Source organism: Pelagicoccus mobilis (genome assembly GCF_016595505.1).
GTDB lineage: Bacteria > Verrucomicrobiota > Verrucomicrobiia > Opitutales > Opitutaceae > Pelagicoccus > Pelagicoccus mobilis.
In genome coordinates this window covers 37,476-48,870 of the sequence record NZ_JAENIL010000036.1, presented here as the reverse complement: position 1 = coordinate 48,870, position 11,395 = coordinate 37,476, and the positions used below count along the sequence as shown (strand labels likewise).

The following is an 11,395-nucleotide window of genomic DNA, read 5'->3' as shown; positions in this document are numbered from 1 at the left end:
GAGGGAAATAACAACACGAAATATTACCTTTTTAGTATTCTTCTGTTTTCTTTCGTGTGGGTCGCTGCAGGGGCAGAGTTCGCTGTATTGTCTGGAGGAGGGATCCTTGATTCCGGTTTATGAAATACGTGGAAATGCACCGTATTGCTTTACCGGAGATGGTTTGGTGAAAAGTCGGAAAGAGAATGTGACGATGCTTTCAAGCGACACGTTTGGTCCGGGGTTGTTGGATGTGGAGATCATCGAGAACAAGCGGGCCGGAGTGGTGAGGGAAGGCGAGGAGGTACGTTTCCTGAAGCAGACGGCTTGGTTTGAATTTACGGCGCGTGTGACGGCTGTGGAGGATGTGGAAGACGCTTATTGCGTGATGCGGTTCGACCGCTTTGGTGAAGCTTCATTTGTTTGCCGGCGTATTGGGGATCTGGAGGCGGGCAAGAGCCGTATTGTTTCTATCCTTACATTGTTGAGCTACGAAATGCCCGAGCAAATGCACTTCTATTCCGGCACGGAGGAAATTCGTACAAATCTCGTTCCTGATAGCTACGTCTACGAATATGGAAATTTTTTGCTAGCTGCGAAATAGCTGGCGCTACAAGCCCAAACTACGACGCCGAACAGGCGAGTCCTACCCCTGGCAAGCGAATCCCTTTATGGGGTTCGCTTGTTGCTTGTAGGGAGATGTATTCAAAGCTCGGTAACAAAAGAAAAGCGGATCGCCTACCCCTAAGCGATCCGCTAACTTGTTTTCTTTGTTACCCCAAATGAGGACTCGCTAAGCGATGTCCTACGCGATGTATGACGGATGAAATAGGCAGATGTTCAAAAAAAGTGATCTTTTGCTGAAAACTGTCCATTTTAGTCAGGGGCGAGAGTAGTTAACCCTGCCTTAGGTGCGGGTGTCGCCTAGTGACCATTAGGAAGCCGCCCTATGCCCCTTGGAGCTGATGCGTTCAAGGTTTGGGGTCGATGAGGTCGACGCCTCCGTCCGAGAAGCTGATCGCTCGTTGCTTGTACAGGGAGCCGAGAGCCTGCTTGAACGCCTTTTTACTGACGTTGAAGGCGGCTCGTACCGCGTCGGGGGAAGATCGATCGTCGAGCTCCAGACGGCCCTGGTTTGCTTTGAGCTTGTCGAGAATTTGTTCGGCGAGCGGAGCTACTCGGGAGTAACCGGAGCGGTCGCGTCGTAGGTCGATATTTCCGTCTGCTCTGACTTTTGTGACGTAGCCTTTGAAGCATTGGCCGACGCTCAGTGGATCGGAAAGTTCGTTTTCGTAGAGGAGGCCGACGTGGGTGTTGTTGACGATCGCTTTGTAGCCCAAAGGGGTTTCGCTCGCGACGATCAGGTCGACTTCCTGCTGTGGCTGGTAGCGTGGGCGGGCATCGCTAAGGAAGCGAGAATGCCGCTCGCTTGCGACGATTCGTCCGCTCGCTTGATCGATGTAGATTCGAACCACCCTGGTGTCGCCGACTTCAATTCTGCCACGGCTTTCTCGAAAGGGTAGCAATAGGTCTTTGCTGAGCCCCCAATCGAGGAAGGCTCCCATGCGGCGGTTCACTTCGACTACTTTCAGGGCGGCGAATTGGTCTACCTCCGCTTTGGGGCGTTCGGTGGTCGCGACAAGCCGATCCTCGGAGTCTAGGTGGACAAAGACCGAAATTTTGGAGTTTGGGGTGAGGTCTCGTGGCACGTAGGCGCTGGGAAGCAGGATGTCGCCAAGATCTCCTCCATCGAGATATAGGCCGTGTGGGGATTCGTTAACGATCGCCAATTCGTTCTGTTTGCCGAGCTCTGCCATAGTAGCTAGGGAAGCTGGCTCGCGTCTGGCGGTCGCGCAAGCTTTGGCTCGGTTTCGACTAACGTGGACGTGGCGGCGCGAGCGGATTGCTTGGTTCTTCAGGCTCTTCGAATCTGACCTTAGGTGCGACTTTGCTTAACCAGACCGCTGCGACCACGAGCCAAAAGGTGGCCGCGTAGAGGTAATGTGTGATTCGGATGTCAGGTCGAAAGTCTGCGAACACGCGGGCGCTGGCGGCGATCGCTAGGAAGAGGATGCCCCAGAGCAGAGGTTTCCGGCTTGCCAGAGCGAGGAGAGGTCTGCCGCTATGACCGAAGACGACTCGGGTTGCGACGAGTACGATCGCTCCCGAGAGCCCGCAAATAAAGAAGCCATGCAGCCAAGCTGTTTTTTGCGCGGGATAGAAGGCGATCGCTGCAAAACTGGAGACAATGGCGATCGAGCAGGCGATGAGGTGCAGTCGTTGGGAGCTGTCGCCTCGAGATCGAATCAATAGAGGCGTTTCCAGGCACAGATAGGTCGCGAGGGTTGCGGCTCGCAAGAGGTAAGCGAATTGATGGTTCCCCTTGATTTCCAAGTAGACGGAAAATCCGAATGCGAAAGCGGCGGTTGCTGCGTAGCTCGCTCTGACCAGCCATTGTTTGCTGGGGTAGCGACTTACAGGGAGGTCCTGTGGGTTTTTATCTTTGGTCAGTTTGGGAAAGAAAAAGGCGCCGATGCCGATGATCGGCAGTACCGGGAAGGCCTGGAAGAGGAGGATTCTCGACAGTTGGTAGCCTAGGCTGCCTCCCTTGCCCAGATCGGTCATAAGCATGAGGACAGCACCGACCAAAGCGCTTAGCAGTCCGGCGATTCCGAGGATGAATCCAGGCGGTGGCAGGTCGGACCTGTGCTTGAATCCTACGAGTCCGAGGAAGAGGACAGCGGATAGCTGGAAGAGGAACAGAGCGTCTGCCGCGATAGGGTGGAGAAAGGCGAATACTGATTGGAGAATTGATACGATCAGCAGCCCTTCGATGATCGATCCATTGGGCTGCGGGCAACTCAGTAGTCGAGGCCCTGCGGTGAAAAGGAATCCGATCACGAAACTGCCCAGAAATCCATGAATCATGAGGCGTAGGTGGCTGGCTAGCGGATACGTTTCAATGACTCCTGCGTAGTGTAGCGGCCATAGGGCGATGCCGATGATGCCCAGCAACATTCCCAGGGGGAAAAAGATTCGGAACGGTTCGTTCTCGGCGAGCGTGTAAAAGCTATTTGGCGGCCGGTTTCGCTGTTGCGGATGAAAGACGTGAAATCGTTGTTGGCTCATGGCTGAGGTTTCTTCGTTCGAAATGTCTGCAGTCAGTTTAGATTCGCGAGAGGTCAAATAAAGAAAAAACTACCATGAAGTAAGGAAAAGGGGGGGCGGCGTTGGAGCCCGTTGAGAAAAATGAAAAGCCCGCCTTCAGAAAACTGAAGACGGGCCCTAAAACTTGTTTCGGAAAGTGTGTTAGTTCGTTATGTCGAAGGTCGTGCTGCCTTCGCGAACTGGGTAGTAGACTTTGTACCACTTCTTTTGGGCGTCGCTACCGGCGTAGTCGACGAGGGCTTGCTGGTCCTTGAATTCCATGACGAAGGCGTGGCTTCGATTGCCCTGGGCCTTGATGGTCTTGATCCAGACGCGGGTGATTCCGTCGTAATCCTTCTGGAGCTGGACGACGCCGTCGAGTGCGGCCTGGATCGCGTCATCACTAGCGTCTGCCTTCCATGACACGGTAACAACGTGGATCACAGTGTGCGGAGTCGCTTTGTTTTTATGGTGGGCGGCGCTGAGATTGACAGCTCCCAGAGCGAGGACGGCGAGGCTTAGGATAGTGAGAACAATTTTTTTCATAATAGACGGTTTTAATTGGGTAAGAGAGAGCCTTCTCAAGAGTCGGCTGAAGGGAAAACGCGGGTTAGTTCAAGATGATTGCTAGGAAAATTCACCTTGCCAGAAAAGCTTGTTTTCAGCGAATAGGCAGCGCTTGTTTTGAAAGCTCTCTAACCTGCCACGCTTTTTTCAGATGCACCAGAATTTACATGTCTACCGAAATCTCGGAGTGGTTTGTCTGATCGCGAAGTGTAGCCACTGTTCGCGAGCGACAGCGCACAGCGTGCACTTCGAGATTGATAAGGAGCGAAACAAGCTATGTTCGCTTGGTTGCACCGAATGCGGCCGTGGTCGGGCCCTTAGGCCAGAGGACTACGAGAGCTTCTACGAAGCGAGTTTTGAATACGATCGCTGGCAGGACGGAGAGATTGAATTTGAGGAATATCAGGAGGCATTGCCGGAGGCTTTTCGTCCTTTTGCTCTTCCTCGCGCTCAGGAGGAGAAGGAGATCGAGTGGGTATGTCCCGCCTGCTCGAAAAGCGTTCCTGACTCGTTGAGCGAGTGCTGGAATTGTGAATACGTTAAGCCTGATCCTGAAGAGAACGTGGGGGCGTATGAAGAGGATCCGGCGAAGGAAACTGGAGCTTCGGTGAACCAGAAGACTACCGCTCCCACAATCGAGCTAAAGAATGGTTTAGCTCCTCTGTTGAGTTTTGGAGTGTCTTTGGGCTTGGCGGTACAGGCGCTTCTGTTCGGATTCGCTTATCTGGACTTGCTGCCAAACATTTTGGATTGGTTCCAGGAGGATGCTACGGGAAGCATGGGTGATCACTCTTGGGGAACTCGCTTGTGGTATCCGATAGGGATGCTCGTGTCGGTATTGATTGGGACAGCTATGAGCTATCGTCGTTTTCCGAAGAGAATAACGTTCGCGCCACAAGGTATCCAGATTTTGCCACGAGGCAGGCAAGTAGAGCTTCGTTATGGATACGAGTCAGTCAGGGATGTTCGTTATTCGAAGCACAGCAAGTACCTCACCTTGTGGCTGGTGGGTGGAAAAGCGTTTTTGGTAGCGATCAAGCAAGATGACGTGATCGAGATCCGAAACTATTTTCAGGAGTCCTCCTGAGGCTCTCTCGATTCGGCTATCGCCTTTTTTCCAGCTTCCAGCGTTTCGATGATCTTGTCGACGTCGTAGACGCATCCGTTCCATGTGCCGCCGCTGACATCCTGTAAGGCGGCCCAGAGCCGGGTGTCGTCGGGGAGCTGAGGGTGCGGGGAAACGGAGCTATGTGTTTCGCGTTTTTGGAGGACATCAGCAGCGTCGCTCGCGGAAAGTGGGTCGCCTTCATCTGTCCCGAGGAAGTTGATACTCCCGGTAAGTTCGTTTCGATCGATGTGAATTTCGATTCGGTCTCCATCTCTCAACTTTCCAATTGGACCGCCAGCAAGCGCTTCAGGGCCGATATGTCCGATACAAGCCCCTGTGGAAACGCCAGAGAAACGAGCATCCGTCAGAACGGGAACATGCTTGCCCCAGGATAAGTGTTTTAGGGCTGAAGTGAGTTGGTAGGTCTCCTCCATTCCTGTTCCGGTAGGACCGCAGCCGATGAGTACAATGACGTCACCTTTGTTAATTGCGTCCTTTCCTTTGCTCTTAATCGCTTTGATGGCTGCAGATTCACTGGCGAAGACGCGAGCCTTCCCCTCGTGGTGGAAGCAATTCTCCTGATCGACCATTGTCGGATCGATCGAGGTGGCTTTTATGACGGATCCATCAGGGGCTATGTTTCCAGTGGGAAAGACGAGCGCGGAGGTATAGCCTTTCTCGCGAGCGTAAGCTGGGCCGAAGATGACTTCTTCTGGATCGACCTTATCAAGTTCTCGGAGTCGCTCGAGCGCTTGGGATCTTGCGTCGCTCTTTTCCCACCAAGCGAGGTTCTCACCGAGAGATTGGCCCGTAGAAGTCAAGGCGTCGAGATGTAGGAGTCCCATCTCGCGGAGATGTAGCATAACCTCAGGCACGCCGCCTGCCATGAAGACTTGTACTGTAGGGTGGTTGCGTGGGCCATTTGGTAAGGCATCGACAAGCCTTGGGGTGCTTCGGTTAACGCGTGTCCAGTCTTCAACTACTGGTGTTCGTAAACCTGCAGTGTGAGCGATCGCCGAGATGTGAAGCAGCAAGTTTGTCGAACCTCCAAAGGCTGCGTGTACGATCATTGCGTTGTCGATAGCCTTTTGAGTCAGGATATCGGATACGGTGATTCCAGCTTCGGATAGCCTTAAAAGCGCGATTGCGGAACGTTTGGCTAGATCCTTCCAGACTGGCTCGCCTGAGGGGCATAGCGCGCTGTGCGGAAGACTGAGTCCCATGGCTTCTGAAACGACCTGAGAGGTCGCTGCCGTGCCAAGAAATTGGCAACCACCCCCAGGAGAACCGCAGGCCTTGCAGCCCATGTCTACGGCGTAGTCGTAGCTGATCGCCCCCTGGGCGAATCGCGCTCCGATGGTCTGAACTTTTCCCGCATCTTCGCCTCCCTCTGCAGGGAGGGTGACTCCTCCGGGGACAATCACACCAGGGAGATCCCCGCTTCCGGCAAGCGCGAGTAAGGTTGCTGGCAAGCCTTTATCACAGGTGGCGATGCCGAGTACGCCTTTCCGTCGCGGGAGGGAGCGGATGAGTCGACGCATAGTAGTTGCTGCGTCGTTACGGTAGGGCAGGCTGTCGAACATGCCTGTCGTTCCCTGAGATCTCCCGTCACAAGGGTCACTGCAAGCTGCTGCGAACGGGAGAGCTCCCTCGGCACTGAATGTTTCGGCAGCAATCTTAACCAAGCGGTCGATTTCCCAGTGTCCCGTGTGGTAGCCGAGAGCGATTGGGGATCCGTCCGGATGACGAAGACCGCCTGCGGTACTGATTATGAGGTAGGGATCGCGTCCAATTTCGGACGCTCGCCAACCCATTCCCGCATTTTGAGTCAGACCGAATAGGTCACCGCTAGGCGCTTCGCGAAGTTGCTCCTTGGATACGGGAAGTTGTCCGACTGGCCCAACTCCTTTTGTACGAGTTTTTAGAAGCGGGTCAGCTCCGGGCAGTACTTGTTCGACTGTGTGTTTCGAAGCCAATGCGCTTAATGTGGAAGGGAGGGGCGTCTAAACGTCCTTTGTCGTTCTCTCACCATCGATCAAGCGGGTCAGGCTGCCGCTCGGATTCTTATCTCGGATGGCTAGAGGCAAGCGATCATGGCGAACGTTGTCATAACTGTGCAACGCGCTGAAACGGATGATACTTGCGGGAAAGCCAACTGCCGTGAATACAGGATGTCCAGTCGCTGGATACGGTCCACCGTGATTCATGGAGGCGCACACTGCCACACCTGTTGGAACCTTGTCGTTGAGGAGTCGGCCTACCTTCGTACGAAGTGTCTTGGCCAGCTTTGTATAGAAGGAATCCTCCGAGCCATCGTTTGCGGAAAAGATCGAGCCAGTGAGATTTCCCTCCAGCTGCGATGCGATTTGCAGGATCTGATCTTCGCTTCGAGCGATGACGATTAGGCATACTGCCCCGAACGCTTCGCTTTGTAGCTGTTCAGAATTTTCCAGGAAGGTGTCGGCTCCTACGCTCAACAGAGTGGGTTCGTATCCGTAGTGGGCAGTGTCGGAGAGTTTTCCGCCTGCCAGAACCTTAGCCCCGGCGGCCGAGAGTTGTTCCACTGCAGAAGAGACCGCCGTCTCGCCTCCACTGGTTAAGAGCACTCCTGCTGGTGTGCTGGTGAAGCTCTCGGTCATCGCCTCGATGAAGGCATCTGACTCGGCTCCTTTCTCAACAACGATGAGTCCCGGCTTAGTGCAGAATTGTCCCGCTCCCAGCGTGCATGAGCCGTGAAGCTCGGTTGCGATTTCTGCTCCGCGCTCTTGTAGTGAGCCTGGTAATACGAAAACCGGGTTTACTGACGACATTTCCAGGAATATCGGTGTACCAGCTTGGTCAGCCGCTGATTTCAGCGCAAGGCCGCCGGGACGACTCCCGGTGAATCCTACGGCAGCGACCTTCTGGTGTGCGACGAGCTTCAGACCGTTCTCATTTTCCGTGTTGTAGAATAACTGAACTGTGGCTGAAGGAAGATCGTGTTGTGCCACTGCCTCCTGCGCGAGTTCGGCGAGCAACTGAGTTGTGTAGGGGTGGGCTGGATGCGCTTTTGCGATTACTGGGTTGCCGGCTGCGATAGCGGAGGCGAAGTCACCTCCTGCGATTCCATTGTAGGCGAACGGGAAATTGTTCGGGCCAAATACAACCACTGGACCACCCAGAGCTCCGTGCATGGAGCGAATGTTGGTAGCTGTATCGATCGTTGGTTGCGACCAATCACCGGACCTAGCGGAGGCGGCTGCTTGTCGGATCTGGTTTACGGTGCGCGGAATCTCAACGCCCGCGAGGCGAGGTGTAACTGGGAGCCCGGTTTCCTGATTTGCGATCTCAGCAAGCGTGTCAGTAGCGGCTTCGATTTTTGCGGCGTAGGTTTCTAGGAAGTCCGCTAGCGCATTCGGGGAAACATCAAGTAGATCTTGAGCTGCAGCGTGGCCGTTTTCGATGAGGCTCTCGATTTCTTCCCAGCTTGAATTTGGAAATTCACGTTCGTCCAGTTTTTCCCTTGTTGCGGGATTATAGGCGTGGAATGAACCAGTTGGGTTGTTGGATTTGATCCAGTTTCCGTTGGATAGGATTTTTTGCATGGTGTTGAAAATGTTGTTCTTTGGGTTTCGAGCTAGAGTACTGGGTTTTCGAGAATCATATCATCGATTTGGATACGGACGAGGTCTCCTGATTGCAGAGTGAATTCCTCGGTGGGGATTATCCCAGTCCCAGTCATCAAGAGGGCTCCGTTTGGGAAATCCATTTCACGGAAGAGGTAGGAAACGAGTTCCTCGAGATTCCGTTTCATTTGCGAGGTCCGAGTTTCGCCCTCGAATACTACGCTGCCTGAACGGTGGATTTGCAAATGAATGGGAAGGTCGCGAAGCGATTCGCTGTCTACCAGCTTGATCGCGGGACCCAAGGCGCAAGATTGATTGTAGACTTTGGCTTGAGGAAGGTAGAGCGGGTTTTCGCCCTCGATGCTGCGAGATGAAACGTCATTTCCAACGGTGAAGCCGACGATTTCTTCATGAGCGTTGATGACGAGGGTGAGCTCGGGCTCGGGGACGTCCCAAGCGCTGTCGCTGCGAACGCGTATGTTTCCGTTGGGACCTACTACGCGCCAGCCATTGGATTTGAAGAACAATTCAGGGCGGTCGGCATCGTATACCTTCTCGTAAACGTCAGCTGTTTCGGATTCGGCCTCACGAGCGAGACGGCTGCTCATGTACGTGACACCGGAAGCCCAAACTTCCTGATCGGCGTCGATCGGAGCGAGCGGCTCTCCATTGACTGCCTCCGCGGATGCGATTGAAGCGAGGTTGGACATCATTTCCCTTCGACTCATCTGCAAGAGCGAGCTAAGCGAAGTTTCAGGTGGCAGAAGCATGCCGTCGATTGCCCAGCGGTCGGCGTTGGAGATATTATGGCGTGACAAGATCATGTGAGGGGAAAACGGGGGTGGGGATTTCAAATTCGATTAAGGGCTCTTCCTCGGGCATTCGTAAGCGAAAAATATAGTTAGACGGGGCAGATTTCATTAAACGTTGAGTTATGAAGACAGCTTCGCTCTGCATAGCGGGAAAAAGCGTTAATCGTCACGTGCTCTTGCAGTTTTTTGGGTGGCGTTGCCGTGTTTATTCGATAGCAGAGCTGTTTTGAGATGAGATATCGGAGATACGGAAGGACGGAGCTACAGATGCCGGTGATCACTTGCGGTGGGATGAGATTCCAGCAGAGTTGGTCGGACGAGCCTCTGGAGAGCATCAAGCAAAGTGGTCAGGAGAACCTGGAGGCGGCAGTGAAATTCGCTCTCGAAGTCGGTTCCAATCATATTGAAACGGCACGTGGCTACGGTACGTCGGAGATGCAGCTTGGGCAAGTCCTGCCAAAGATAAATCGCGACGACTTCATCATGCAGACGAAAGTCGCTCCCGACCCGGATCCGAAGAAGTTTCTAGAGACTTTCGAGAAGTCGATGGAGTACCTGCAGTTGGATCATGTGGATTTGTTTTCGTTTCACGGTATCAACAATGCGGAGACTTTGGATTGGACTGTGCGCGATGGGGGCTGCTTGGAAGTCGTGCGTAAGCTGCAGGCTCAAGGTCGTATTCGCTTTGTTGGGTTTTCGACCCATGGAGGAACGCAGGAAATTTGCGATGCGGTGGCGACGGGTGAGTTCGACTACGTGAACTTGCATTGGTACTTCGTCAATGAGCTGAATTGGGAGGCGATCCAGCTCGCTCACAAAAAGGACATGGGAGTGTTTATCATCAGTCCGAACGACAAGGGCGGAAGGCTCTACGATCCTCCGGCGAAACTTAAGGAGCTGTGCGGCGATCTGGATCCGATGCAGTGGAATGCCTTGTTCTGTCTTTCGCGGCCAGAAGTGCATACCTTGAGTATGGGGGTGAGCTGTCCACAGGATTTCGATACACATGTGAAAATGCTCGATTACTACGATTCAGCAGAGGAAACAATGACTCCGGCTCTGAATCGGATTCGTTCCGAAATGGCCTCGATCCTAGGAAAGGAGTGGTGCGATGGCTGGTGGAAGGGGCTTCCTGAGTGGTGGGATGTGCCTGGCGATATTAACGTAAAGGAGATCTTGCGCCTCTACACCTACGGCAAGAGTTTGGATATCGTGGAGTGGGGGAAGATGCGTTACAATTTGCTTGGTAACGCGGCCCACTGGTTTCCTGGTCAAAAGGTGAGCGATGTGGACCCGGTTGCGTTGAAAGAATCGCTCGCGGGGAGCCCGTTCGCTGATCGTATCCCCGAGATTTTAGACGAAGCCCACGCCATGTTTAACGCGGCCGAGGTGAAACGTCAGAGCGAGAGCTAGGCGTTTTTGTTGGTGCTGATGATCAGCGACTCGCCTCTTTGCATGAGGCGGACGGCTTTGGTGGAGCCTAGCAGCTCTACCGTATTGTCCTCTAGAATACGGAATCGAAGATACGGGTCTCCGAAGGCGTTTTTTATGCAGACGCAATCTTCCTCCCAAACAACCGAGTCATAGTCGAATTTGATTCCACGCATCTTGCGACCGGAATCTGGACTTGTTTTAGCGATCGTCTTTTGCCTGCTTTTGATATGGAGAGTGACGGAGATGCCGCTGTGGTCGTAGACGCAATGTGTCTCCAGTCGCAGTTTCCGGTCGCCTCGTGATTTCGAGCTCTGTTTGCGGATCCACTCTTTTCTAAAACCAGATTCAACTGTGCGGGCATGGGCGGTGTTGATCGCTTCGATGGGTATCTCGAAACGTTCCGATAGTTCAGCTAAGGCATTACGTATCCAAAGCGCGGCGACTTTTTCCTTTTCTGGAATTGAGTGTTTACGGAACGTTTCGGTGTCGAAACCCGACATTTCGAAACTGGCGAAGCTTCCGATCGTCGGTTTTAGCGAGACAAAGCGGTCGAGGTCCTCCGACCGCTTTGCGAAGCAGTTAATGATTAGCTTTTCGTGCCCATCGATATCTATCTTCTTGGGAAGGTTGTCCATGAAGATATGTTCGACGTGCTCGAGGCAAAAGTGCTCGGGCTCGTGCCCTTCGTTCCCCTCGAGGTTTAGCTGGATCTCGCGAAGTGGCATAAAATCGGATTACGGTGG

General features: G+C 53.6%; 10 protein-coding genes. 3 read left to right on the top strand and 7 right to left on the bottom strand.

The window, feature by feature from the left end; translation table 11 throughout:
* The first annotated feature begins 166 nt into the window (after nucleotides 1-166).
* Nucleotides 167-583 (top strand): hypothetical protein, encoded by a 417-nt coding sequence (locus JIN87_RS18365; protein WP_200357065.1) that lies wholly within the window; start codon nucleotides 167-169, stop codon nucleotides 581-583.
* A gap of 367 nt (nucleotides 584-950) precedes the next feature.
* Here JIN87_RS18365 and JIN87_RS18360 read toward each other — a convergent pair whose 3' ends face one another.
* The 3 genes from JIN87_RS18360 to JIN87_RS18350 form a co-directional block, all read right to left on the bottom strand.
* Nucleotides 951-1,796 (bottom strand): CvfB family protein, encoded by an 846-nt coding sequence (locus JIN87_RS18360; RefSeq protein WP_200357064.1) that lies wholly within the window; start codon nucleotides 1,794-1,796, stop codon nucleotides 951-953.
* Nucleotides 1,797-1,854: 58 nt separating this feature from the next.
* Nucleotides 1,855-3,108, bottom strand: coding sequence for an NnrS family protein (locus JIN87_RS18355; RefSeq protein WP_200357063.1), 1,254 nt, complete (start codon nucleotides 3,106-3,108; stop codon nucleotides 1,855-1,857).
* Nucleotides 3,109-3,288: 180 nt separating this feature from the next.
* Nucleotides 3,289-3,672 (bottom strand): Dabb family protein, encoded by a 384-nt coding sequence (locus tag JIN87_RS18350; protein ID WP_200357062.1) that lies wholly within the window; start codon nucleotides 3,670-3,672, stop codon nucleotides 3,289-3,291.
* 172 nt (nucleotides 3,673-3,844) lie between these two features.
* On the opposite strand from JIN87_RS18350, the gene JIN87_RS18345 reads away from it, so the two are divergent.
* Nucleotides 3,845-4,780, top strand: a complete 936-nt coding sequence (locus JIN87_RS18345; protein ID WP_200357061.1) for a hypothetical protein — start codon at nucleotides 3,845-3,847, stop codon at nucleotides 4,778-4,780.
* Here JIN87_RS18345 and JIN87_RS18340 read toward each other — a convergent pair.
* The 3 genes from JIN87_RS18340 to JIN87_RS18330 are packed head-to-tail and all read right to left on the bottom strand — an operon-like array spanning nucleotide 4,765 to nucleotide 9,230.
* Nucleotides 4,765-6,777, bottom strand: coding sequence for a YjhG/YagF family D-xylonate dehydratase (locus JIN87_RS18340; protein ID WP_267909416.1), 2,013 nt, complete (start codon nucleotides 6,775-6,777; stop codon nucleotides 4,765-4,767). The genes JIN87_RS18345 and JIN87_RS18340 overlap by 16 nt on opposite strands.
* A gap of 27 nt (nucleotides 6,778-6,804) precedes the next feature.
* On the bottom strand, nucleotides 6,805-8,385 hold the full coding sequence (locus JIN87_RS18335; protein WP_200357060.1) for an aldehyde dehydrogenase (NADP(+)): 1,581 nt from the start codon (nucleotides 8,383-8,385) through the stop codon (nucleotides 6,805-6,807).
* A gap of 32 nt (nucleotides 8,386-8,417) precedes the next feature.
* Nucleotides 8,418-9,230 (bottom strand): fumarylacetoacetate hydrolase family protein, encoded by an 813-nt coding sequence (locus JIN87_RS18330; RefSeq protein ID WP_200357059.1) that lies wholly within the window; start codon nucleotides 9,228-9,230, stop codon nucleotides 8,418-8,420.
* A gap of 219 nt (nucleotides 9,231-9,449) precedes the next feature.
* Here JIN87_RS18330 and JIN87_RS18325 point away from each other — a divergent pair, with 219 nt between their 5' ends.
* A complete protein-coding gene (locus tag JIN87_RS18325; RefSeq protein WP_200357058.1) occupies nucleotides 9,450-10,631 on the top strand; it encodes an aldo/keto reductase in 1,182 nt (393 codons plus the stop codon).
* Here JIN87_RS18325 and JIN87_RS18320 read toward each other — a convergent pair.
* Nucleotides 10,628-11,377: a hypothetical protein gene (locus JIN87_RS18320; protein WP_200357057.1), complete on the bottom strand. Its 750-nt coding sequence runs from the start codon at nucleotides 11,375-11,377 to the stop codon at nucleotides 10,628-10,630. The two genes, JIN87_RS18325 and JIN87_RS18320, sit on opposite strands and share 4 nt — an antisense overlap.
* Between the last annotated feature and the right edge of the window lie 18 nt (nucleotides 11,378-11,395).

Bases quoted from the DNA above. Each gene is read 5' to 3' on its own strand.
- JIN87_RS18345 (WP_200357061.1), top strand. From the start codon at position 3,845: ATGCACCAGAATTTACATGTCTACCGAAATCTCGGAGTGGTTTGTCTG.
- JIN87_RS18355 (WP_200357063.1), bottom strand. From the start codon at position 3,108: ATGAGCCAACAACGATTTCACGTCTTTCATCCGCAACAGCGAAACCGG.
- JIN87_RS18360 (WP_200357064.1), bottom strand. From the start codon at position 1,796: ATGGCAGAGCTCGGCAAACAGAACGAATTGGCGATCGTTAACGAATCC.
- JIN87_RS18330 (WP_200357059.1), bottom strand. From the start codon at position 9,230: ATGATCTTGTCACGCCATAATATCTCCAACGCCGACCGCTGGGCAATC.
- JIN87_RS18320 (WP_200357057.1), bottom strand. From the start codon at position 11,377: ATGCCACTTCGCGAGATCCAGCTAAACCTCGAGGGGAACGAAGGGCAC.
- JIN87_RS18350 (WP_200357062.1), bottom strand. From the start codon at position 3,672: ATGAAAAAAATTGTTCTCACTATCCTAAGCCTCGCCGTCCTCGCTCTG.
- JIN87_RS18335 (WP_200357060.1), bottom strand. From the start codon at position 8,385: ATGCAAAAAATCCTATCCAACGGAAACTGGATCAAATCCAACAACCCA.
- JIN87_RS18325 (WP_200357058.1), top strand. From the start codon at position 9,450: ATGAGATATCGGAGATACGGAAGGACGGAGCTACAGATGCCGGTGATC.